Raw genomic sequence first — 23465 nt, forward strand, 5'->3', positions numbered from 1 at the left:
CGGTCCTTGCACTAAGAGGAATGAATGGCGAGTAACAACGTAGCCCAATTTGCCGCGGAACTGAAAATGCCTGCTGGTGTGCTGCTCGAACAGCTGCAGGCAGCGGGCGTCCAGAAAGCGAGTGAAGACGATGCGCTGTCCGAAACGGACAAGGCGCGTCTGCTCGATCATTTGCGCAAGTCGCACGGCGCAACTGACGGCGACAAGCGCAAGATCACGCTGACCCGCAAGCATACGTCGGAGATCAAGCAATCTGACGCGACGGGCAAGGCTCGCACCATTCAGGTCGAGGTTCGCAAGAAGCGTACGTTCGTCAAGCGCGACGACGTGGCCGAAGGTGCGGATCAGGGTCAGGCGCAGGTCGCCGAAGCGGACGACGATGCGGAACTGAAGCGTCGCGAGGAAGAGGCGCGCCGCGAGGCCGAACTGCTCGAGAAGCAGGCGCAGGAGCTGCGCGAGCGTCAGGAACGCCTCGAACGCGAGGAAGCCGAACGTCGCGCCCGCGAGGAAGCGGCCGAGGCCGAGCGCCGTCGCGCCGAGGAAGAAGCGGCGACGAAGCGTGCCGCGGCGGAAGCCGCCGCAGCCCAGCAGCAGGCGGCAGCGCAGCAGGCTGCTGCCGAGCAGGAAGCGACGCCGACGCAGTCCGCGCAGGACGAAGCACGCGCAGCCGCCGAACGCGCGGCCCAGCGCGAAGCGGCGAAGAAGGCCGAGGACGCTGCCCGTGAGGCAGCCGACAAGGCGCGCGCCGAGCAGGAAGAGATCAGCAAGCGTCGCGCGGCGGCGGAAGCCGAAGCCCGCGCGATCCGCGAAATGATGAACACGCCGCGCAAGGCCGTGGTCAAGGCAGTCGAGCCGCCGAAACCGGTCGAACCGCCGAAGCCGGCCGAAGCGAAGGGCACGCTGCACAAGCCGGCGAAGCCGGAAGGTGCGCAGGCGCGTCCGGCCGTGAAGAAGCCGGCTGGCGCGGCGGCTCCGGCCACCACGCAGGCGCCGGCAGGCGCGGGCGACCGCAACAAGAAGCCGGGTGCAGGCAAGGGCGGCTGGCAGGACGACGCGGCGAAGCGTCGCGGCATCAAGACTCGCGGCGACTCGAGCGGCGGCGTCGACCGCGGCTGGCGCGGCGGCCCGAAGGGTCGCGGCCGTCACCAGGACAGCTCGACGTTCCAGGCGCCGACCGAACCGATCGTCCGTGAAGTGCACGTGCCGGAAACCGTGTCGGTTGCCGATCTCGCGCACAAGATGTCGATCAAGGCCTCGGAAGTCATCAAGGTGATGATGAAGATGGGCCAGATGGTCACGATCAACCAGGTGCTGGACCAGGAAACGGCGATGATCATCGTCGAGGAACTGGGCCACCGCGCGGTTGCCGCGAAGCTGGACGATCCGGAAGCGCTGCTCGTCGAAGGCGAATCCGGTACCGATGCGGAGCAGCTGCCGCGTCCGCCGGTCGTCACGGTGATGGGTCACGTCGATCACGGCAAGACCTCGCTGCTCGACCACATCCGCCGCGCGAAGGTTGCCGCGGGCGAAGCGGGCGGCATTACGCAGCACATCGGCGCTTATCACGTCGACACGCCGCGTGGCGTCATCACGTTCCTCGATACGCCGGGTCACGAAGCGTTCACGGCAATGCGTGCACGCGGCGCGAAGGCGACCGACATCGTGGTGCTGGTGGTGGCGGCCGACGACGGCGTGATGCCGCAGACGAAGGAAGCCATCGCCCACGCGAAGGCGGGTGGCGTGCCGATCGTCGTCGCGATCAACAAGATCGACAAACCGGAAGCGAACCCGGATCGCGTCAAGCAGGAACTGGTCGCGGAAGGCGTCGTGCCGGAAGAATACGGTGGCGATTCGCCGTTCGTGCCGGTGTCGGCCAAGACGGGCGCAGGTATCGACGATCTGCTCGAGAACGTGCTGCTGCAGGCCGAAGTGCTGGAACTGAAGGCACCGGTCGAGGCGCCGGCCAAGGGTATCGTGATCGAAGCGAAGCTCGACAAGGGTAAAGGCCCGGTCGCGACGATCCTGGTGCAGTCCGGTACGCTGAACCGCGGCGATATCGTGCTGGCCGGTACGGCCTACGGTCGCGTCCGTGCGATGCTCGACGAGAACGGCAAACCGACGAAGGAAGCCGGCCCGTCGATCCCGGTCGAAATCCAGGGTCTGTCGGAAGTGCCGGGCGCGGGCGAGGAAGTGATCGTGCTGCCGGACGAGCGCAAGGCGCGTGAAATCGCGCTGTTCCGTCAGGGCAAGTTCCGCGACGTGAAGCTCGCGAAGCAGCAGGCCGCGAAGCTGGAAAGCATGCTGGAGCAGATGGGCGAAGGCGAAGTGCAGAACCTGCCGCTCATCATCAAGGCAGACGTGCAGGGTTCGCAGGAAGCGCTCGTGCAGTCGCTGCTCAAGCTGTCGACCGACGAAGTGCGCGTGCAGATCGTGCACAGCGCGGTCGGTGGCATCAGCGAAAACGACGTCAACCTCGCGACGGCATCGAAGGCGGTCATCATCGGCTTCAACACGCGTGCGGACGCACAGGCACGCAAGCTGGCCGAGGCGAACGGCATCGATATCCGCTACTACAACATCATCTACGACGCAGTGGACGAGGTGAAGGCGGCGATGTCGGGCATGCTGGCGCCGGAGAAGCGTGAAGTCATCACCGGCATGGTCGAGGTGCGCCAGGTCTTCAAGGTACCGAAGATCGGCACGGTCGCCGGCTGTATGGTCACCGACGGTATCGTCAAGCGCTCGTCGTCGGTTCGCGTGCTGCGCAACAACGTCGTGATCTTCACGGGCGAACTCGAATCGCTGAAGCGCTTCAAGGACGACGTGAAGGAAGTCAAGCAAGGCTTCGAGTGCGGTATGTCGGTGAAGAACTTCAACGACGTCACCGAAGGCGACCAGTTCGAAGTATTCGAAGTGACCGAAGTCGCACGTACGCTGTAATCGTCGCGTATCGGCTCTTGGGCGGGGCAGGCTTGGGCCTGTCCCGCCCATTTTCATGGTGGCGTGCTGACAACGGCCGCCGCTTCATCCTGATAAACGGATCACGGATCGATCATGTCCAGGAAACGTACTTCCCCCAATCGCAACGTTCAGATCGCCGATCAGATTCAGCGCGATCTGTCCGAACTCATCATGCGCGAAGTCAAAGATCCGCGCATCGGCATCGTGACCATCCAGAGCGTGGAACTCACGCCGGACTATGCGCACGCGAAGGTCTACTTCACGGCGCTCACCGGCGATCCGGAGAAGACGCAGGAGGCGCTGAACCATGCGTCGGGTCACCTGCACAACCTGCTGTTCAAGCGCTTGCACATTCATACGGTGCCGACGCTGCATTTCCACTACGACCAGACGATCGAGAAGGCCGTCGAAATGTCGCGCCTGATCAAGGAAGCGAACTCGACGCGCGCGAAGGACGACGACGAGGCCGACACGCCTGCCAAGGACGATTGAGCTCGACCGGCCTATGACGAATGCAGCACCCCCACGTCCGCGCGTGCCCCGGCGCGTGCTGGACGGCGTTCTCCTGCTCGACAAGCCGATCGGCCTGTCGAGCAACGATGCGTTGATTCGCGCAAAGCGCCTGCTTTTCGCGAAGAAAGCCGGTCACACCGGCACGCTCGATCCGCTGGCTTCGGGCCTGCTGCCGCTGTGCTTCGGCGAGGCGACGAAGTTCTCGCAGGACTTGCTCGACGCCGACAAGACGTATGAAGCGACGATGCGTCTCGGCCAGCGCACGGCTACCGGCGACGCTGAAGGCGAGGTGATCGACACGCGGCCCGTCGAATGCGATCGCGCGGCGGTGGAGGCCGCGCTCGTGCGCTTCACCGGCGACATCGTGCAGGTGCCGCCGATGTATTCGGCGCTCAAACGCGACGGCAAGCCGCTGTACGAATATGCGCGGGCCGGCCAGACCGTCGAGCGGGAAGGCCGCAACGTAACGATCCATGCGCTCGATCTGCTCGCTTGCGACCTGCCCGACGTGACGTTTCGCGTGACCTGCAGCAAGGGCACCTACGTGCGTACGCTCGCGGAAGATATCGGTGAAGCGCTCGGCTGCGGTGCGCATCTGACGATGCTGCGCCGTACGGGCGTCGGCGCGCTGACGCTCGAGCATGCGGTGACGCTCGATGCGCTGTCGGACGCCGCCGAAGCGGCGCGCGATGCATGGCTTCAGCCGGTCGATGCGCTGCTGTCGACGTTTCCGCTGGTGCGTCTCGACGAAGCCAGCGCGAAGCGGTTCCTGCACGGCCAGCGTCTGCCGCTGTCGGCGCTCGAGCCGATCGACGCGGCCGATGGCGAGCGCGTGCGCGTGTACGACGCCACCCGGTTGCTCGGCGTGGCGCGCAAGGCGAATGGCGTGCTTGCCCCGGAACGGCTCGTCGTGACGGCTCAATGACGCAGCAACGCACGCAAGCGCGCGTGGCAGAATGCAAAAAGCCCGGTCGATTTCGACCGGGCTTTTTGTTTGGTGTGCTGCCTTGAACCTGGCCGCTCAGTGCGCTGCCGACGCCGCCGCGCCGGCATCGCCGCCGCCCGCGCGTTCCGGCTTGGTGATCCAGATCAGTGCGATCAGCAGCACGAAGATCACCGCCGAGATATAGAACAGATCGTTCACGCCGAGTTGCGCGGCCTGTTGCGTGGCCATGTTGTTGATGAGCCCGTGTGCCTGGCTCTGCGACAGCCCGAGGTTGCCCATCTGCGTGACGGCCTGGTTGAACGTCGGGTTGTACGGGTTCGCCTGCTCGACCAGTTGCGCGTGATGGAAGTTGTTGCGGTGGTCCCACGCGGTTTGGAAGATCGACGTGCCGATGCCGCCGCACATGATCCGCACGAAGTTCGACAGGCCGGACGCCGCAGGAATGCGGTGGCCGGGCAGGCCGGACAGCGTGATCGACACGAGCGGGATGAAGAAGCCCGCCATCGCGATGCCCTGCACGAGCGTCGGCAGCGTCAGCGACCATTCGTCGACACCCGTCGTGTAGCGCGAACGCATCCAGAAGCACAGCGCAAACGTCAGGAACGACGCCGTCGAGATGAAGCGCGGATCGGTGCGCGGCAGATACTTCCCGGTGAGCGGCGACAACAGGATGGCGAACAGCCCGACCGGCGCCATCACGAGGCCGGCGTCGGTCGCGGTGTAGCCGATCTGCGTCTGCAGCCACAGCGGCAACAGCACGAGGTTGCCGAAGTACAGGCCGTACCCGATCGACAGCGCGACCGTGCCGCCTGTGAAGTTCCGGATGCGGAACAGCGACAGGTCGACGACCGGGTGCTCGGCGGTTAGCTCCCAGATCACGAAGAACGCGAATGCAATGACGGCGGTCAGCGCGAGCACGACGATGGTCGTCGATGCGAACCAGTCGAGATCCTTGCCCTTGTCGAGCATGATCTGCAGCGAGCCGACCCAGACGACCAGCAGCGCGAGGCCCACGCCGTCGATCGGCGCGCGGCGCACGGCCGACTCCCGGTTGCGATAGATCATCCACGTCGCGGCGGCGGCGGCGATGCCGACCGGGATGTTGACGTAGAAGATCCACGGCCACGAGTAGTTGTCCGAGATCCAGCCGCCGAGAATCGGGCCCGCGACCGGCGCGATCAGCGTCGTCATCGCCCATAGCGCGAGCGCCATCGGTGCTTTCGCGCGCGGATAGCTCGACAGCAGGAGCGCTTGCGACAGCGGAATCATCGGGCCGGCGACCGCGCCCTGCAGCACGCGCGAGCCGAGCAGGAACGGCAGGTTCGGCGACAGCCCGCACATCCACGACGAGATGACGAACAGGATGATCGACGCGAGGAACAGGCGCACCTGCCCGAAACGGTCGGTCAGCCAGCCGGTCAGCGGCACCGAGATGGCGTTCGCGACCGCGAACGACGTGATGACCCACGTGCCCTGGTCGGACGACACGCCGAGGTCGCCCGAGATGGTCGGGATCGCGACGTTCGCAATGGACGTGTCGAGCACGTTCATGAACACCGCGAGCGACACCGCGATCGTCCCGAGTACGAGTTGCCCGCCCTGCAAGGGCGGGTAGGAGGCAGGAGCCTGTGCCATGTCGGTTGTCTTTCCGGAGTCGGAACGGTTACATCATTTTCGCGGCGGTGTTCTGCTTCGCCGCGACCGGCGCCGATGCGTTGCCGCCCGCGTTCTCGGCGATGATGCGCGCGATTTCGGCGTCGGCCTCGTCGCCGTATTTCGCGAACACGTTGGTCTCGTAGACGGTGTTCGGCGCGTTGACGAGCTGGTCGCCGCGTTCGTCCTTGATGTCCACGTCGACCTGCATCGACAGGCCGATACGCAGCGGATGCTTGTCGAGATCCTTCGGATCGAGCTCGATCCGCACCGGCAGGCGCTGCACGACCTTGATCCAGTTGCCGGTCGCATTCTGCGCCGGCAGCAGCGAGAACGCCGAGCCCGTGCCGGCCGAGAAGCCGACGACCTTGCCGTGGTACGTGACCGACGAACCATAGATGTCGGCCGTCAGCTCGACCGGCTGGCCGATGCGCATGTGCTTCAGCTGGACTTCCTTGAAGTTCGCGTCGACCCACACGGCATTGAGCGGCACCACCGACATCAGCGGGTTGCCGGGCGACACGCGCTGGCCGACCTGCACCGAGCGCTTCGCGACGTAGCCGGTGACCGGCGCCGGCAGCACGTTACGCGCGTTTGCGAGGTACGCGTCGCGCACCTTCGCGGCGGCGGCCATCACGTTCGGGTGCGATGCGATCGTCGTGTTCGCGGTCAATGCGCGATTCGATGCGAGCTGTTGCTGCGCGGCGTCGACCGATGCCTGCGCGGCCTTCACCGCGTCGCGGGCGTGCGAGATTTCTTCCTGCGACACGGCGCCGGTCTGCGCGACGGCGAGGCGGCGGCGCAGATCGTCCTGGGCCTTCGACAGGTCGGACTGGCGCAGTGCGACTTGCGCGCGGTACTGGTCGTCGTTGACGAACAGGCCGCGCACCTGGCGCACCGTCTGCGCGAGGTTGGCTTCCGCCTGTTGCAGCGCGACCTGCGAATCGGCCGGGTCGAGCACGACGAGCGGATCGCCGGCCTTGACCGTTTGCGTGTCGTCCGCCTTCACGGCGATCACGGTGCCGGTGACCTGCGGCGTGATCTGCACGACGTTGCCGTTCACGTATGCATCGTCGGTGTCTTCATGGAAGCGGGCGACGAGGAAGTAGTACAGGCCGTATGCGATGGCCGCGATCACGATGACCGCGACGAGCAGCGTCATCATTCGTTTGCGCTTGCCGTTGTTCTGAGGCTGCGCGCTGGCGGCGTTTTGTTGGTCGCTCATGGCGATTTTCTCCGTCCGTTATTTCGAGTGTCTGCGTAGTGGTGGCGCCGGCTCAGTTGGCGGCCTGTTTGGTCGGCGTGGCGGCATCGGGCGCGGCGAGCGGCGTGCCGGTTGCGTCGAACCCGCCGCCGAGCGCCTTGATCAGCGCGAGCTGCATGTCGCGGCGACGCATCTTCAGGTTGGTCACCGTCTGCTCCGATGCGAGGCGGTTGCTGTCCGCCGTCAGCACCTGCAGTTGCGGCGACAGGCCGGCCTTGTAGCGGATGACCGCGAGATCGTACGCGCGCGTCGACGCGTCGAGCGCACGTTGGGCGTCGCCCATCTGCCGATCGATCGCGCGGATCGACGCGACCTGCGTCGCGACGTCGTTCAGCGCGCTGATCAGCGTCTGGTTGTAGTTCGCGACCGACAGGTCGAAGTCGGCGTAGCGGCCCTTGAGCTGGGCGCGCAGCGCGCCGGCATCGAAGATCGGCAGGTGGATCGCCGGGCCGAACTGCGCCTGGCGGCTCGCGAAGTTCAGGAATTTGCCCCAGCCGAACGCATCGAAGCCGAAGCCGGCCGCGAGGTTCACGTCGGGGTAGAACTCGGCCTTCGCTTCCTTCACGTCGTGCATCGCGGCTTCGACCTGCCAGCGCGCGGCGACGATGTCAGGGCGGCGCGACACGAGATCGGCTGGCAGGTTGCCGGGCAGCGTGACGTCGCCGCTCGGGTTCAGCACGGGCGCCGCGATCTGCAGCCCGCGATCCGGGCCTTTGCCGAGCAGCGCGGCGAGCTGGTAGCGCACCGTCGTGATCTGCCCGTCGAGGTCCGACAGCGAAGCCTGGGTCGTCGCGATGTTGCCGCGGGCCGTCTGGCGCTCGACGTTGGTGTCGAGGCCGGCCGATACGCGGCCGTCGGTGATCTTGCCGACCGTCTCGCGGTTGGTGATCTCGCGCTGCGCGATGTCGCGCAGCGCATAGAGCTGCGCGAGCGAGTTGTAAGTGCGCGCGACCGACGACGCGAGCGTGATGCGCGCCTGTTGCATGTCGGCTTCGGCGGCTTTTTCCTGCGATACGGCCGTGTGCAGGCGTTCGCGGTTCTTGCCCCACAGATCGAGTTCCCACGAGGCGCTCGCGAGCACATTGTTCTCGCTGTACCACTGGCCGCCGTATGGGGGCGGGAACAGTGCATTCGACGAATACAGCTCGCGCGTCCACGAATAGCTGGCTTCGGCCTTCGGCATCAGGTTCGAGCGGGACGATTCGATGTACGACGAGGCTTTCGCGATGCGCGCCTGGGCCTGCGCGATCGACGGGTTGCCCTGCAGCGCTTCGTCGATCAGCTTCGGCAGTTGCGGATCGCCGAACTGGTTGGCCCAGTCGAGCGCCGGCCACTGGCCGCCCTGGGCCGGCAGGCTCTGGGCGGATTCGAATTGCGACGCGGGGGCGATCTGCTTGTCGCTCTTGATGCCGATGTAATTCGCGCAGCCCGCCAGCGCCAGCGCGGCGACCGCGGCGGCGACGGCGGCACGGCACGACCCGGCGCGCACGGACAACGGGGAGGTTTTCATCGCGCTAACCCCTGACTCGGAATGAATGATGGACACTGCAAGGATTTCCTTACATTAATCTGTCAAAAGTAATTGTTATGGCAACTATTACGTGATGCTACCGCCGGTCGTCTCGCAATAGTTGCTGAGAATGCGGCGCAGCATGCTCTTCAGGAACCCGACTTCTTCCGGCGTAAACCCGTCCAGCACCTGGTCGAGCACGCTGCGGAAAATGGGCGGCAGCCGTTCGGCCAGCGCGCGGCCTTCGTCGGTGAGCTCGAGCCGCACGACGCGCCGATCCTCGACGCTCCGCACGCGCGACAGCAGGCCGCGTTTCTCGACCCGGTCGAGCAGGCGCGTGACCGCGCTTGCGTCGATGCCGTATTCGCGTGCGAGTTCGGCGGCCGTCGAGCACTTGCCGACCGCGATCATGAACAGCATGCTCGCTTGCGTGCCCGTGATGCCCAGCTCTTCCTGCGTGCGCTGCGTGACGAGATTGGTCATCACCGACTTCACGCGCGACATCAGATAACCGACGCTGTCGTTCATCTGATACGTAGAGAGCGGCGAAACGGGCGGTGGGGTAGGAGAATCCGACATAAAACCCTGAAGCTGCAATAGTTGACTAGGCAGCAGTATAGGCACAATTGCTTGCCGCGGCAAATGTTAATCGAACCGCGAAACGCGCGCTCCGTCCGGCGAGAATCCCTTGTCTCGATAAGGTTTTTCGGCGCGCCAGTCGTGGTGCGGAAGAGGCTCGACCGGGTCGGGAGCGGAGGGCGGGGCGGCCCGTTTTGTTGCGTTGCAACGTGTAGGCCAGCTCTCGCCACTCGCCCGTGCTATAATTTGAGGCTCACCAAGCTGCAACGGCGCGCGCCCGTGAAAAACGAGCGCGCGCGTTTGCGCGTTCAAACGGATTTCCAGGTTTCTATGACCCGCGCCCTTCGCAATATCGCCATCATCGCCCACGTCGACCACGGCAAGACCACGCTCGTCGACCAACTGCTCCGCCAGTCCGGCACCTTCCGCGACAACCAGCAGATTGCGGAGCGGGTGATGGATTCGAACGACATCGAAAAGGAACGCGGGATCACGATTCTCGCGAAGAACTGCGCGGTCGAATACGAAGGCACGCACGTCAACATCGTCGACACCCCGGGGCACGCGGACTTCGGCGGCGAAGTCGAGCGCGTGCTGTCGATGGTCGACTCGGTGCTGCTGCTCGTCGACGCGGTCGAGGGCCCGATGCCGCAGACGCGCTTCGTCACGAAGAAGGCGCTCGCGCTCGGCCTGAAGCCGATCGTCGTCGTCAACAAGATCGACCGCCCGGGCGCGCGGATCGACTGGGTGATCAACCAGACCTTCGACCTGTTCGACAAGCTCGGTGCGACCGAAGAGCAGCTCGACTTCCCGATCGTCTACGCGTCGGGCCTGAACGGCTACGCGTCGCTCGACCCGGCCGCGCGCGAAGGCGACATGCGTCCGCTGTTCGAGGCGATCCTCGAGCACGTGCCGGTTCGCCCGGCCGATCCGGAAGCGCCGCTGCAGCTCCAGATCACGTCGCTCGACTATTCGACGTACGTCGGCCGGATCGGCGTCGGCCGCATCACGCGCGGCCGCATCAAGCCGGGCCAGCCGGTCGTGATGCGCTTCGGCCCGGAAGGCGACGTGCTGAACCGCAAGATCAACCAGGTGCTGTCGTTCAAGGGGCTGGAGCGCGTGCAGGTCGACTCGGCGGAAGCGGGCGACATCGTGCTGATCAACGGTATTGAAGACGTCGGCATCGGCGCGACGATCTGCGCTGTCGATACGCCGGAAGCGCTGCCGATGATCACCGTCGACGAACCGACGCTGACGATGAACTTCCTCGTCAACTCGTCGCCGCTCGCCGGCCGCGAAGGCAAGTTCGTGACGAGCCGCCAGATCCGCGACCGTCTGATGAAGGAACTGAACCACAACGTCGCGCTGCGCGTGAAGGATACCGGTGACGAAACCGTGTTCGAAGTGTCGGGCCGCGGCGAACTGCACCTGACGATTCTCGTCGAGAACATGCGTCGCGAAGGCTACGAGCTGGCCGTGTCGCGTCCGCGCGTGGTGATGCAGGAAATCGACGGCGTGCGTCACGAGCCGTACGAGCTGCTGACGGTCGACGTCGAGGACGAACACCAGGGCGGTGTGATGGAAGAGCTCGGCCGCCGCAAGGGCGAAATGCTTGACATGGCGTCGGACGGCCGCGGCCGCACGCGCCTGGAGTACAAGATCTCGGCACGTGGCCTGATCGGCTTCCAGAGCGAATTCCTGACGCTCACGCGCGGCACGGGCCTGATGAGCCACATCTTCGACTCGTACGCGCCGGTCAAGGACGGCTCGGTCTTCGAGCGCCGCAACGGCGTGCTGATCTCGCAGGACGACGGCGCTGCGGTTGCCTACGCACTGTGGAAGCTGCAGGATCGCGGCCGCATGTTCGTGAAGCCGGGCGACGCGCTGTATGAGGGCATGATCATCGGCATCCACAGCCGCGACAACGACCTCGTCGTGAACCCGATCAAGGGCAAGCAGCTGACCAACGTGCGCGCGTCGGGCACCGACGAGGCCGTGCGTCTCGTGCCGCCGGTCCAGATGTCGCTGGAATACGCGGTGGAATTCATCGACGACGACGAGCTCGTCGAAGTGACGCCGCAGTCGATCCGCCTGCGCAAGCGCTTCCTGAAGGAGCACGAGCGTCGCCGCGCGAGCCGCGAAGGTGCGGTCGACTGAGCATCGATCGTTCCCGAGCACGACGAAAAAGGCTGCCTTCGGGCAGCCTTTTTTGCATCTGCGCGTCGTGCAACCGGATTGCCTGCAAAACACTGTTCCCGCAGGTCGCCGCAATCCGGCAAAACCCCGCCGCGCGGCGCTTTCAGGCACATTTCGCCGTGAACTCCGGTATCGGTTCTGTGATATGCTGCGCGCACGCAAGTTTTAGGTCCTTCCAAGCAAGACTTGATTCGCAATCCGCTAAACGGTCAGGCCGTGTCGCGGAAGGTTGAGTAACCCGCTATTTCTCGAGAAGCTCGAAGAAAGGTGAGCGTAAAATGTCAGATGTAATGAAGCAGTTTCAGCTGAACTCCTATCTGTTCGGCGGCAATGCTTCGTACGTTGAAGAACTGTACGATGCATACCTCAACAATCCGGCATCGGTGCCGGAGAACTGGCGCGAGTATTTCGACGCGTTGCAGAACGTGCCTGCAACCGACGGCTCGAATGCCAATGACGTCGCTCACTTCCCGATCGTCGAATCGTTCGCCGAGCGTGCGAAGGCCAATGCCTTCATCCCCCGTGAAAGCACCAGCAATCTCGCGACCGCACGCAAGCAGGTGCACGTCCAGTCGCTGATCAGCGCCTACCGCTTCCTCGGCTCGCAATGGGCCAACCTCGATCCGCTGAAGCGTCGCGAACGTCCCGCCATTCCCGAACTCGAACCGGCTTTCTACGACTTCTCCGAAGGCGACCTCGACCAGACCTACAGCGCAAGCAACCTGTACTTCGGTTTCGACCAGGCTTCGCTGCGTGACATCGTCAAGGGTCTGCGCGACACGTACTGCGGCACGATCGGCGCCGAGTACATGTACATCAGCGACCCGGAACAGAAGCGCTGGTGGCAGGAGCGCCTGGAATCGACCCGCGCGACGCCGTCGTTCTCGATCGAGAAGAAGAAGCACATCCTGAATCGCCTGACGGCCGCCGAAGGCCTCGAGCGCTACCTGCATACCAAGTACGTCGGCCAGAAGCGCTTCTCGCTCGAAGGCGGCGAAAGCTTCATCGCCGCGATGGACGAAGTCGTCCAGCACGCGGGCAAGAGCGGCGTGCAGGAAATCATCATCGGCATGGCCCACCGCGGCCGTCTGAACGTGCTGGTCAACACGCTGGGCAAGATGCCGGCCGACCTGTTCGCCGAATTCGAAGGCAAGCACGTCGACGACCTGCCGGCCGGTGACGTGAAGTACCACAAGGGCTTCTCGTCGGACGTGTCGACGGAAGGCGGGCCGGTCCACCTGTCGCTCGCGTTCAACCCGTCGCACCTCGAAATCGTCAACCCGGTGGTCGAAGGTTCCGCGAAGGCGCGGATGGACCGTCGCGGCGACGAAGACGGCCTGCAAGTGCTGCCGGTGCAGATCCACGGCGACGCGGCCTTTGCCGGCCAGGGCGTCGTGATGGAAACGCTGAACCTCGCGCAGACGCGCGGTTACGGCACCCACGGCACGCTGCACATCGTCATCAACAACCAGATCGGCTTCACGACGTCCGACCCGCGCGACGCGCGCTCGACGCTGTACTGTACCGATGTCGTCAAGATGATCGAGGCGCCGGTGCTGCACGTGAACGGCGACGATCCGGAAGCCGTCGTGCTCGCGATCCAGATCGCGATCGACTACCGGATGCAGTTCCACAAGGATGTCGTGATCGACATCGTCTGCTTCCGCAAGCTGGGTCACAACGAGCAGGACACGCCGGCGGTCACGCAGCCGCTGATGTACAAGAAGATCGCGCAGCACCCGGGCACCCGTGCGCTGTACGCCGAGAAGCTCGTGCAGCAGGGCGTGATCACCGCGGAAGACGCCGACAACTACGTGAAGGCGTACCGCAAGGCGATGGACGACGGCCACCACACCGTCGATCCGGTCCTGTCGAACTACAAGAGCAAGTACGCGGTCGACTGGGTGCCGTTCCTGAACCGCAAGTGGACGGACGCAGCCGACACGGCCGTGCCGCTCGCCGAACTGAAGCGCCTGGGCGAACGCATCACGACGGTCCCGGAAAACTTCAAGGTTCACCCGCTCGTCGAGCGCGTGATCAACGACCGCCGCAACATGGCGCGCGGCGACCAGCCGCTCGACTGGGGCATGGGCGAACACCTCGCATTCGCGTCGCTCGTCGCATCGGGCTACTCGGTGCGCCTGACAGGCCAGGACTCGGGCCGCGGCACGTTCACGCACCGTCACGCGGTGCTGCACGACCAGAACCGCGAGCGCTGGAACGACGGCACGTACGTGCCGCTGCAGAACATCGCCGACGGTCAGGCGAAGTTCACGGTGATCGACTCGGTGCTGTCGGAAGAAGCGGTGCTGGGCTTCGAATATGGTTACTCGACCGCCGAGCCGAACACGCTCGTGCTGTGGGAAGCGCAGTTCGGCGACTTCGTCAACGGCGCGCAGGTCGTGATCGACCAGTTCATCTCGTCGGGCGAAGTGAAGTGGGGCCGCGTGTCGGGTCTCACGATGCTGCTGCCGCACGGCTACGAAGGCCAGGGTCCGGAACACTCGTCCACGCGTATCGAGCGTTTCCTGCAACTGTGTGCCGACCACAACATGCAGGTCGTCCAGCCGACGACGCCGGCGCAGATTTTCCACCTGCTGCGTCGCCAGATGATCCGCCTGTTCCGCAAGCCGCTGATCGTCGCGACGCCGAAGTCGCTGCTGCGTCACAAGGAAGCGGTGTCGGACCTGTCGGAACTCGCGAAGGGCTCGTTCCAGCCGGTGCTGGGCGAAACCGACGGCGGCATCGACGCGAAGAAGGTCAAGCGCGTGCTGGTGTGCTCGGGCCGTGTGTATTACGACCTCGTCGCGCATCGCCGCGAAGCGAAGGCGAACGACGTCGCGATTATCCGTATCGAGCAGCTGTATCCGTTCGCGCACAAGCAGTTCGAAGCCGAAATGAAGAAGTACGAGAACGCGACTGAAGTGGTCTGGGTGCAGGACGAGCCGCAGAACCAGGGTCCCTGGTTCTACGTCGAGCACCACCTGAAGGAAGGCATGAAGGAAGGGCAGAAGCTGGCATACAGCGGCCGTCCGGCTTCGGCCTCGCCGGCGGTCGGCTACTACGCGAAGCACTACGAGCAGCAGAAGGCCCTGATCGAAGGGGCATTCGGCCGCCTGAAGAGCGCATCGATCGCGAAATAACCGACGGAAGCGAAACGGGAAGGCGCGCGGCGCTTTCCCGTTCCTTTTGGCCCGCCGGGCGCTTCGCGCGCCGCACCGGCCGAAGGAATCGCACGAACCTCGTCACACCCCAGATTAAGCATCCAGGAAAATCACATGGCTATCGTAGAAGTCAAAGTCCCCCAGTTGTCGGAGTCGGTGTCGGAAGCCACCATGCTGCAGTGGAAGAAGAAGCCGGGCGAAGCAGTCGCGCAGGACGAAATCCTGATCGAACTCGAGACCGACAAGGTCGTCCTCGAAGTGCCGGCGCCGGCAGCGGGCGTGCTCGCGCAAGTGCTGCAGAACGACGGTGACACGGTCGTGGCCGACCAGATCATCGCGACGATCGACACCGAAGCGAAGGCAGGTGCTGCCGAAGCAGCGGCAGGCGCCGCCGAAGTCAAACCGGCAGCCGCGCCTGCAGCCGCCGCCGCACCGGCCGCTCAGCCGGCAGCCGCAACGGCATCGAGCTCGGCCGCCGCATCGCCGGCAGCAGCGAAGCTGCTGGCCGAGAAGGGCCTGTCGACGGGCGACGTCGCAGGTTCGGGTCGCGACGGCCGCGTCACGAAGGGCGACGCGCTGGCAGCAGGCAGCGCACCGAAGGCTGCTCCGGCCGCCGCACCGGCGAAGACCGCCGCCGCGAAGCCGGCGCTGCCGGAAGTGAAGGTGCCGGCGTCGGCAGCGACCTGGCTGAACGACCGTCCGGAACAGCGCGTGCCGATGTCGCGCCTGCGTGCGCGTATCGCCGAGCGTCTGCTCGAATCGCAGCAGACCAACGCGATCCTGACGACGTTCAACGAAGTGAACATGGCTCCGGTCATGGAACTGCGCAACAAGTACAAGGACAAGTTCGAGAAGGAACACGGCGTGAAGCTCGGCTTCATGTCGTTCTTCGTGAAGGCGGCCGTCCATGCGCTGAAGAAGTTCCCGCTCGTGAACGCATCGATCGACGGTAACGACATCGTCTACCACGGCTACTTCGACATCGGTATCGCGGTCGGTTCGCCGCGCGGCCTGGTCGTGCCGATCCTGCGCAACGCGGATCAACTGAGCCTCGCCGAGATCGAGAAGAAGATCGCCGAATTCGGCCAGAAGGCGAAGGACGGCAAGCTGTCGATCGAGGAAATGACGGGCGGTACGTTCTCGATCTCGAACGGCGGCGTGTTCGGCTCGATGCTGTCGACCCCGATCATCAACCCGCCGCAGTCGGCCATCCTCGGCGTGCACGCGACGAAGGAGCGCCCGGTCGTCGAAAACGGCCAGATCGTGATCCGCCCGATCAACTACCTCGCGCTGTCGTACGACCACCGCATCATCGACGGCCGCGAAGCCGTGCTGTCGCTCGTCGCGATGAAGGATGCGCTGGAAGATCCGGCACGCCTGCTGCTCGACCTGTAAGCCGAGTCTCACCGCATCGACCCGTTCCGCAGGTTCGCGCCCACGTGCGAACCTGCGGGCGTACAAGTAGAAAGGATTGTCATGTCCAAGGAATTTGACGTCGTCGTGATCGGCGCCGGCCCTGGCGGCTACATCGCCGCGATTCGCGCCGCGCAACTCGGCAAGACCGTTGCCTGTATCGAGAAGTGGAAGAACCCGGCCGGCGCGCTGAAGCTCGGCGGCACCTGCCTGAACGTCGGTTGCATCCCGTCGAAGGCGCTGCTCGCGTCGTCGGAAGAGTTCGAGAACACGTCGCACCACCTGGCCGACCACGGCATCACGGTCGACGGCGTGAAGATCGACGTCGCGAAGATGCTCGGCCGCAAGGATGCGATCGTCGAGAAGATGACGAGCGGGATCGAGTTCCTGTTCAAGAAGAACAAGATCACCTGGCTGAAGGGCCATGGCAAGTTCACCGGCAAGACCGACGCCGGCGTGCAGATCGAAGTGAGCGGCGAGGGTGAAGCCGAAGTCGTCACCGCGAAGAACGTGATCATCGCGACGGGGTCGAAGGCGCGTCACCTGCCGAACATCCCGGTCGACAACAAGATCGTGTCGGACAACGAAGGTGCGCTGACGTTCGACGCGGTGCCGAAGAAGCTCGCCGTGATCGGCGCGGGCGTGATCGGCCTCGAGCTCGGCTCGGTGTGGCGTCGCCTGGGTGCCGACGTGACGGTGCTCGAAGCGCTGCCGGCGTTCCTCGGCGCAGCCGACGAGGCACTCGCGAAGGAAGCGGCCAAGCTGTTCAAGAAGCAGGGCCTCGACATCCATCTCGGCGTGAAGATCGGCGACGTGAAGACGACCGCCGACGGCGTGTCGATCGCCTACACGGACAAGGACGGCAACGCGCAGACGCTCGACGCCGACCGCCTGATCGTGTCGGTCGGCCGCGTGCCGAACACCGACAACCTCGGCCTCGAGGCGATCGGCCTGAAGGCGAACGAGCGTGGTTTCATCGACGTGGACGACCACTGCCGCACGGCGGTGCCGAACGTGTACGCGATCGGTGACGTGGTGCGTGGCCCGATGCTCGCGCACAAGGCGGAAGACGAAGGCGTGCTGGTCGCGGAAGTGATCGACGGCCAGAAGCCGCACATCGACTACAACTGCATTCCGTGGGTGATCTACACGTACCCGGAAATCGCATGGGTCGGCAAGACGGAGCAGCAGCTGAAGGCGGAAGGCCGCGAGATCAAGACGGGCAAGTTCCCGTTCTCGATCAACGGCCGCGCGCTCGGCATGAACGCGCCGGACGGCTTCGTGAAGATGATCGCGGATGCGAAGACCGACGAGCTGCTCGGCGTGCACGTGATCGCCGCGAACGCGTCGGACCTGATCGCGGAAGCCGTGGTCGCGATGGAGTTCAAGGCGGCGTCGGAAGACATCGCCCGCATCTGCCATCCGCACCCGTCGATGTCGGAAGTGATGCGCGAAGCGGCGCTCGCGGTCGACAAGCGCTCGCTGAACAGCTGAGCGCGGTATAGCGCCGGCCGGCCATCGGCTGGCGCAACCGTCTCATGACGAAGGCGGGCGGGTTTTTCCCGCTCGCCTTTGTTTTTTCCGGTTTGCCCCGATGAACGTCACCGAATACTACACGCGCGAACTGACCACGCGCGGCTATCAGTCCGATCCCGCTCAGCGCGCGGCCGTCGATCGCCTGCAGCGCTGCTTCGACGAATGGGTCGACTACAAGGCGCGTCGCTCGAACGCGTTCAAGAAGCTCATCAATCACCCGGACCTGCCGCGCGGCGTCTACATGTGGGGCGGTGTCGGTCGCGGCAAGAGCTTCCTGATGGACAGCTTCTACGCGGTGGTGCCCGTGCAGCGCAAGACGCGCCTGCATTTCCACGAATTCATGCGTGAAGTGCACCGCGAACTCGAGGAACTGAAAGGGCAGGCCGATCCGCTCGACGAACTCGCGCGACGCATCGCGAAGCGTTACCGGCTGATCTGTTTCGACGAGTTCCACGTGTCGGACATCGCCGACGCGATGATCCTGTACCGCCTGCTCGATCGTCTGTTCAACAACGGCGTGCAGTTCGTGATGACGTCGAATTACGATCCCGACGATCTGTATCCGGACGGCCTGCATCGCGACCGCATGCTGCCGGCAATCGCGCTGATCAAGGACAAGCTCGACGTGCTCAACGTCGATGCGGGGGTCGATTATCGCCAGCGCACGCTCGCGCAGGTGAAGATGTATCACACGCCGCTCGGCGCGGATGCCGATCGCGAACTGCGCCATGCATTCGGCAAGCTCGCGGCCGTGCCCGATGAGAGCCCGATCCTGCATATCGAGAAGCGCGAACTGAAGGCGCTGCGCAAGGCGGACGGCGTCGTGTGGTTCGATTTCGCGACGCTGTGCGGCGGCCCGCGTTCGCAGAACGACTACCTCGAACTGGCGAGCCGCTTCCATGCGATCGTGCTGTCCGAGGTGCCGCAGATGTCGCCGCGGATGGCGTCCGAGGCGCGCCGCTTCACGTGGCTCATCGACGTGCTGTACGACCACAAGGTCAAGCTGCTGATGTCCGCGGCGGTGCCGGCCGAGGAACTGTACGTCGAAGGCCCGATGGCCAACGAATTCGCGCGTACGGTCTCGCGCATCGTCGAGATGCAGTCGAAGGAGTATCTCGAAACACCGCGCCGCATCGTCGATACGTCGTTGACCTGAGTGGATGCGGGCTTGGGTAATTGGCGGGATTTAAACGTCAATTTCGGTTAAATCAAGTCGATCTACGGGTATTTTCGGATTTGTCTTATATTCATCGTTGAGGTGAGCCGATATTGTGGTGTCATGGTTATTAAGGCTGGAGATGTCCATGACACCGTATCGCGATTTGACCGACCACGAATGGCGCTGCGTCGCGCCGCTTCTGCCCGAAATGCAGCCGCGCACCGAGTTGCGCGGCCGGCCGTTAGCCAATACGCGGGCCGTGCTGAACGGGGTGCTCTGGGTGATCTACAGCGGCGCAACCTGGTCGGCCATGCCGCGCCGTTACCCGTCGTATCAAACATGCCATCGCCGCTTCAAGGTGTGGCACGAAACGGGCACGCTGATGAATGTGATGCGTGAGCTTTATGGCGAAGCCGGCATGAATCTGTGCAATGAACTCTCCGCGCGGATGCGCAAGCACACGCAATCGAAAGCGGCGGAGGCGCGTAGCAACGCAGCACCCGCGTATCGGGCACCAGGCAGCTATGCATCGGGTGCAATGAAGCACGCAGCGTGATTCCATCGCTTTTCGTTGTGCGCGCACCAAAAGAAATCGGCCTGACGACGTTGTCGCAGGCCGATTTTTATTGAGCCGCGCGTTTTGGCGCGTGGAGCGTTATTGCTGGCGAACCCAGGTCTGCGAGCGACCGAGCAGCGACACGCCGATGTAGCCGCGCACCACGAGCTTCTGGCCACCGTCTTCAAGCGTCATCTTGCACTTGTAGACCTTGCCGTTCTCCGGGTCGAGAATGTTGCCGCCGTCCCAGTGGTCGCCGTCCTTCTTCATCGCCTTGATGATCGTCATGCCCTTGATGAGCTGATCCTTGCGCTCGTCCGTGCACGCGGTGCAGCGGCGATCGGGCGTATCGTTCGCGCCGAGGCCCTTGACGACCTTGCCGGTCAGCGCGCCGTCGCCGTCCTCGGCGATCTGCACGAGTGCCTTCGGTTGATGGGTGTTGTCGTCGATCGTTTGCCACATGCCGATGGGGCTGTCGGCTTGCGCGAAGGTGGGGGCTGCGCACGCGAGCAGGGCGCCGGCAATGGCGATTGCACGCAACGGGCGGGTCAGTTGAATCATTGTCATCCTCCTTGTTTTGCATGTCTGTTCGATTCGCCCGCACGCCCGTCTGCATGGGGCGGGCATGTTGCGAGCTTCGCCAGAATACGTGAAACCGCGCGCCACGTTTGATAGAGGGGACTCTAATCGAAACAGCCCGCGTGATGCGGGCTGTTTCGAGGCTTTGGTGACCGATCAGTTCAGCTGATAGGAGAACGCGGCGTTGATGCGTGGGCTGCGTGACGCGCTTTCGACCGGTGCGTCGCCCACCGGTTTGGCGACGTTCAGGTCGAGACTGTAGTAGCGGCTGTCCGTGAGCCGCACGCCGATGCCGACCGACGACATGCGGTTCGGGGACGGCGTGCCCGAGTGCAGATACACGCGCGCCATGTCGTATGCGATGTACGGCGTGATCGATTTCAGATACGTCCAGCCCGGCGTGAAGCCGCGGTTGACTTCCAGCGACATCCCCCAGCCCGAGTCGCCCGATGTTTCGCCCGGCTGGTAGCCGAGCGCGTAACGGGTCGAGCCGAACGAGATCTGCTCGGACGTCGGCAGCGAGTCGGGACTGTATTGCCCGGTCACCGAAACCGACGTGCCGATCCGGAACGGCCATTCGTTCGTCTGCGTGAAAGTCGCGCCGGTGCGAACGAAGGTCAGCGAGATCGGGTCGTCGTAGTTTGTTGTGGTGCCGCCGTTCGTGCCGATCTGCGATTTCGATGCACCGAGGATATCGAATGCTTTGGCAACGTTGACGCTCAATTTGCGCACCTGCTTCGGCTGGACACTCGTGTAGTCAAACTGCAATTGAAGAACACGAACCTGCGACCGGTTGTCGAGGCTCGCACCGTTGATCTTGTTCTGGTAGCGGTCCTCGTTATGCGACGCATAACCCGACACGGTGCCGAGCAGGCTGCGCTGGTTATTCAGCAAGATCGGATAGGATGCCGAAAGACCTAATTTCTCGTTCTTTACGGTGCGCTCGATAGTCGACGGCAACCCCGGGTTGTCGGTCGGCTTGCCGCGATACGTGCTGGCATCGAGTCGCGTGATCAGGCCGCTGCTGCCGACGGGCAGGGCGCCGCTGAACGCGAAGTAGGTTTGCTTGTCGCGTCCCGGCGGCGCGAGCGCCGAGATGCTCAGTTGCTCGCCGAATCGCGTCAGGCCGTTTTCGGTCGCGGTGATGAGGCCCTGGACGCCCGGGTGGTTGAAGTCGATACCGGTGCTGACGTTGAACGGCTTGCGATCGACCGCGAGCTCGAGCGTCGTCGCGCCGTCGGTGGTTTGCGGCGGCGGGACATTCGCCTTCACCGTGAGGCCGGGCAGCAGGCCGAACGTGTTCACGTAGCGCTCGAACGTCGCGCGGCGCAGCGGTCGGTCGGCCGTGATGTGCGCGGCAATCGCGCGAATCTTCGGTTCCATCGCGCCGGGTTTGCCGGTGACCTTGACGTCCGACACATAGCCTTCGACCACCGTGATGCGCACGACGCCGTCCTCGAACGTCTGCGCGGGAACGAACGCGAACGACAGCGCGTAGCCGCGCTCCTGGTACAGCTTGGTCACGCCGTTGGCGGTTTCGATCAGCTCGCCGATCGTGATGTCCTTGCCGACGAGCGGCGTGAAGCGGCGCGTGATTTCCTCGAACGGTACCGACTTCACACCTTCGACCTGGAACGTCTTCGGCGTCAGGTGCCGCGACAGCAGCTCTTGCAATTGCGGCGCTTGCGGCGCGACCTGAACGGTGACGTTCGGGCCCGTCTTCGGTGCGTTGATCTGGGGAAGGGAGTCGAGCGGGTTACCGCCGACGCGCGTTTGTGCCTGTGCCGTGCCTGTCGCCGCGATGGCAAGCAGCATCATCCATCTGTCGAGTCTGGATTTCATTGTTCTTCCTCGTAGGCCTTGCTTTTCGTCTTCTTTGTAATGCCGGCGCGCGACATCCGAGTGTCGCGCGCCGCGTGCCGCCATGCCGGTTGTGTTTGTACGGCCGCGCCATTCGCTCCGGCTGCGATGACGCGACCGTCCTCCTTACTTGCCGACGCTACCCAGCGTACCCAGCAACCCCGTGACCGGTGCCAGCAGGCCCGTCGAACCGCTGCCCGACGATGCCGTACCCGACACGCTGCCGACCAGCGACGTGACCGGCGCGAGCGGGCTCGAACCCCCGGACCCCGCTGCACCGCCAACAGCTCCGGTGACAGTATTCAGCAAACCGGTGACGGGCGCGAGAGGGTTTGCACTGCCTGCGCCACCCGTTGCGCCGCCGAGCGTGCCCGTCACCGTCGACACGAGATTCGTGACGGGTGCCAGCGGACCGCTGCTGCCGCCTGCCGCGCCACCCAGTGCGCCGGTCACCGTGGAGACGAGGCCGGTCACCGGCGCGAGCGGGCCGCTGCCCGAGCCGCCCGTTGCGCCGCCGAGGGCGCCCGTGAGCGAACCGAGCGGCGTCGAGCCGAGACCCGACAGCAGGCCGCCGAGCGGGTTCGTCGAGCCGGAACCCGACGACGAGCCGTTCTGGACGGTTGCCGTCGAGCCGCCGACGAGGCTCGTGATCAGGCCGGGGATCGGCGCCGCGCCATTCGGGCCGTTCGGGTTGACGAGGCCGCCCGCGTTGGTCACGGTGTTGCCGACCGCGGTCACGAGTTGGCCGACGTCGCCGACGAGCGGCTGGCTCGACGTGCCGCCGACCTGCTTGCCGGCCGAGCTGATGGCGCCGCCGATCTGGCCGAGCAGGCCCGAGACGGGTTGGCCGAGGCCGGTCGTCGTGCCGACCTGCTGCGTGACCTGGCCCGCGGTGATCACGAGCGGCGTGATCGCCGAGCTGATCGGTTGCGTGACCTGCTGCACGGCGCCCGACGACAGCGTCGAGCCGATCGTCGTGCCGGCGGCCGTCAGGCCGTTGGCGACCGTGTCGAGCACGGTGCCGACCGGCGTCGTGACCGGCGCGAGCGGTGCCAGCGGGCCCGTGCCCAGCGCCTTGACCGTCGAGCTCAGGCCGGACACCGTGTTGCTGGTTGCGCCGACGACGTTGCCGAGACCGGCAACCGTGGTGCCGACCGGGTCCTTCGTCGAGCCGATCTGTCCCAGCCCGTTGCTCACCGCATCGGCTGCCGCGCCGACGATCGTGCCGGTGCTGGACAGCGTGCTGCCGACGCCCTTCGTCACGCCGTCGCCGAGGCCCGGCAGGCTGATGTTGCCGACCGTGCTGCCGAGGTCGGTGGCCGTCTGGCCGACCGTGCTGATGACACCCTTGGTGCCGGTCGACGAGCCGCTGGTACCGCTCGTGCCGGACGTGCCGCTCGTGCTCGGGTTGTTGTTGTCGTTGCTGCTGGTCGGCGGCGAGCTGACGCCGCCGCCGCCGCAGGCGGCCAGCAGGCACGCCGCGGCGAAGGCGGTGAGGGGCGCGCGCCACTGGCGCAGGGCGACCGTCGGGATGGAACGTTGCTGGGACATGATGGACTCCTCGCTGTCTTTTCGA

Annotated in this window: 16 protein-coding genes; 9 read left to right on the forward strand and 7 right to left on the reverse strand. The window is 64.9% G+C overall.

Translation table 11 applies throughout. The features are described 5' to 3' along the window. Window positions 1-24: 24 nt before the first annotated feature. The 3 genes from infB to truB all read left to right on the forward strand — a co-directional run bounded on the left by infB (window position 25) and on the right by truB (window position 4399). Window positions 25-2940 (forward strand): translation initiation factor IF-2, encoded by a 2916-nt coding sequence (infB, locus tag SY91_RS10225; RefSeq protein ID WP_012328382.1) that lies wholly within the window; start codon window positions 25-27, stop codon window positions 2938-2940. 114 nt (window positions 2941-3054) lie between these two features. Next, window positions 3055-3453, forward strand: coding sequence for a 30S ribosome-binding factor RbfA (rbfA, locus tag SY91_RS10230; RefSeq protein WP_011545262.1), 399 nt, complete (start codon window positions 3055-3057; stop codon window positions 3451-3453). 13 nt (window positions 3454-3466) lie between these two features. Then, the gene (gene truB, locus SY91_RS10235; RefSeq protein WP_023474809.1) at window positions 3467-4399 is read left to right on the forward strand and encodes a tRNA pseudouridine(55) synthase TruB; all 933 of its coding nucleotides are present in this window, start codon (window positions 3467-3469) and stop codon (window positions 4397-4399) included. A 96-nt stretch (window positions 4400-4495) separates the two neighbouring features. Here truB and SY91_RS10240 read toward each other — a convergent pair whose 3' ends face one another. The 4 genes from SY91_RS10240 to SY91_RS10255 all read right to left on the reverse strand — a co-directional run bounded on the left by SY91_RS10240 (window position 4496) and on the right by SY91_RS10255 (window position 9426). Continuing rightward, complete coding sequence (locus SY91_RS10240; protein ID WP_012328384.1) at window positions 4496-6055, reverse strand: DHA2 family efflux MFS transporter permease subunit; 1560 nt, start codon at window positions 6053-6055, stop codon at window positions 4496-4498. A 28-nt stretch (window positions 6056-6083) separates the two neighbouring features. Further along, window positions 6084-7298: an HlyD family secretion protein gene (locus SY91_RS10245; protein ID WP_006476162.1), complete on the reverse strand. Its 1215-nt coding sequence runs from the start codon at window positions 7296-7298 to the stop codon at window positions 6084-6086. Between the two features lie 52 nt (window positions 7299-7350). Next, window positions 7351-8847 (reverse strand): efflux transporter outer membrane subunit, encoded by a 1497-nt coding sequence (locus SY91_RS10250; RefSeq protein ID WP_011694271.1) that lies wholly within the window; start codon window positions 8845-8847, stop codon window positions 7351-7353. Window positions 8848-8934: 87 nt separating this feature from the next. Next, complete coding sequence (locus SY91_RS10255; protein ID WP_011545265.1) at window positions 8935-9426, reverse strand: MarR family winged helix-turn-helix transcriptional regulator; 492 nt, start codon at window positions 9424-9426, stop codon at window positions 8935-8937. A 330-nt stretch (window positions 9427-9756) separates the two neighbouring features. Here SY91_RS10255 and typA point away from each other — a divergent pair, with 330 nt between their 5' ends. The 6 genes from typA (at window position 9757) to SY91_RS10285 (ending at window position 19450) form a co-directional block, all read left to right on the forward strand. Further along, complete coding sequence (gene typA / locus SY91_RS10260; RefSeq protein WP_023474805.1) at window positions 9757-11583, forward strand: translational GTPase TypA; 1827 nt, start codon at window positions 9757-9759, stop codon at window positions 11581-11583. Between the two features lie 317 nt (window positions 11584-11900). After that, on the forward strand, window positions 11901-14765 hold the full coding sequence (locus SY91_RS10265; protein ID WP_023474804.1) for a 2-oxoglutarate dehydrogenase E1 component: 2865 nt from the start codon (window positions 11901-11903) through the stop codon (window positions 14763-14765). Between the two features lie 135 nt (window positions 14766-14900). After that, window positions 14901-16181: a 2-oxoglutarate dehydrogenase complex dihydrolipoyllysine-residue succinyltransferase gene (gene odhB / locus SY91_RS10270; RefSeq protein ID WP_011545266.1), complete on the forward strand. Its 1281-nt coding sequence runs from the start codon at window positions 14901-14903 to the stop codon at window positions 16179-16181. Window positions 16182-16262: 81 nt separating this feature from the next. Further along, window positions 16263-17693 (forward strand): dihydrolipoyl dehydrogenase, encoded by a 1431-nt coding sequence (gene lpdA, locus SY91_RS10275; protein WP_023474802.1) that lies wholly within the window; start codon window positions 16263-16265, stop codon window positions 17691-17693. 100 nt (window positions 17694-17793) lie between these two features. Further along, window positions 17794-18891 (forward strand): cell division protein ZapE, encoded by a 1098-nt coding sequence (zapE, locus tag SY91_RS10280; protein WP_006476155.1) that lies wholly within the window; start codon window positions 17794-17796, stop codon window positions 18889-18891. A gap of 148 nt (window positions 18892-19039) precedes the next feature. Further along, window positions 19040-19450: a transposase gene (locus SY91_RS10285; RefSeq protein ID WP_006476154.1), complete on the forward strand. Its 411-nt coding sequence runs from the start codon at window positions 19040-19042 to the stop codon at window positions 19448-19450. Between the two features lie 99 nt (window positions 19451-19549). Here SY91_RS10285 and SY91_RS10290 read toward each other — a convergent pair whose 3' ends face one another. The 3 genes from SY91_RS10290 to SY91_RS10300 all read right to left on the reverse strand — a co-directional run bounded on the left by SY91_RS10290 (window position 19550) and on the right by SY91_RS10300 (window position 23440). Further along, entirely contained in the window at window positions 19550-20011 is a 462-nt protein-coding gene (locus tag SY91_RS10290) for a DUF2147 domain-containing protein (protein WP_011545269.1), read from the reverse strand. Between the two features lie 174 nt (window positions 20012-20185). Then, on the reverse strand, window positions 20186-21871 hold the full coding sequence (locus SY91_RS10295) for a ShlB/FhaC/HecB family hemolysin secretion/activation protein (RefSeq protein ID WP_043886474.1): 1686 nt from the start codon (window positions 21869-21871) through the stop codon (window positions 20186-20188). 144 nt (window positions 21872-22015) lie between these two features. Further along, complete coding sequence (locus SY91_RS10300) at window positions 22016-23440, reverse strand: collagen-like triple helix repeat-containing protein (RefSeq protein ID WP_011545271.1); 1425 nt, start codon at window positions 23438-23440, stop codon at window positions 22016-22018. Window positions 23441-23465 lie beyond the last annotated feature (25 nt).

This window comes from Burkholderia cenocepacia (assembly GCF_014211915.1).
Classification (GTDB): domain Bacteria; phylum Pseudomonadota; class Gammaproteobacteria; order Burkholderiales; family Burkholderiaceae; genus Burkholderia; species Burkholderia orbicola.

Coding starts and splice junctions, on each gene's coding strand:
- infB (WP_012328382.1), top strand. CDS start 25: ATGGCGAGTAACAACGTAGCCCAATTTGCCGCGGAACTGAAAATGCCT.
- rbfA (WP_011545262.1), top strand. CDS start 3,055: ATGTCCAGGAAACGTACTTCCCCCAATCGCAACGTTCAGATCGCCGAT.
- truB (WP_023474809.1), top strand. CDS start 3,467: ATGACGAATGCAGCACCCCCACGTCCGCGCGTGCCCCGGCGCGTGCTG.
- SY91_RS10240 (WP_012328384.1), bottom strand. CDS start 6,055: ATGGCACAGGCTCCTGCCTCCTACCCGCCCTTGCAGGGCGGGCAACTC.
- SY91_RS10245 (WP_006476162.1), bottom strand. CDS start 7,298: ATGAGCGACCAACAAAACGCCGCCAGCGCGCAGCCTCAGAACAACGGC.
- SY91_RS10250 (WP_011694271.1), bottom strand. CDS start 8,847: ATGAAAACCTCCCCGTTGTCCGTGCGCGCCGGGTCGTGCCGTGCCGCC.
- SY91_RS10255 (WP_011545265.1), bottom strand. CDS start 9,426: ATGTCGGATTCTCCTACCCCACCGCCCGTTTCGCCGCTCTCTACGTAT.
- typA (WP_023474805.1), top strand. CDS start 9,757: ATGACCCGCGCCCTTCGCAATATCGCCATCATCGCCCACGTCGACCAC.
- SY91_RS10265 (WP_023474804.1), top strand. CDS start 11,901: ATGTCAGATGTAATGAAGCAGTTTCAGCTGAACTCCTATCTGTTCGGC.
- odhB (WP_011545266.1), top strand. CDS start 14,901: ATGGCTATCGTAGAAGTCAAAGTCCCCCAGTTGTCGGAGTCGGTGTCG.
- lpdA (WP_023474802.1), top strand. CDS start 16,263: ATGTCCAAGGAATTTGACGTCGTCGTGATCGGCGCCGGCCCTGGCGGC.
- zapE (WP_006476155.1), top strand. CDS start 17,794: ATGAACGTCACCGAATACTACACGCGCGAACTGACCACGCGCGGCTAT.
- SY91_RS10285 (WP_006476154.1), top strand. CDS start 19,040: ATGACACCGTATCGCGATTTGACCGACCACGAATGGCGCTGCGTCGCG.
- SY91_RS10290 (WP_011545269.1), bottom strand. CDS start 20,011: ATGATTCAACTGACCCGCCCGTTGCGTGCAATCGCCATTGCCGGCGCC.
- SY91_RS10295 (WP_043886474.1), bottom strand. CDS start 21,871: ATGAAATCCAGACTCGACAGATGGATGATGCTGCTTGCCATCGCGGCG.
- SY91_RS10300 (WP_011545271.1), bottom strand. CDS start 23,440: ATGTCCCAGCAACGTTCCATCCCGACGGTCGCCCTGCGCCAGTGGCGC.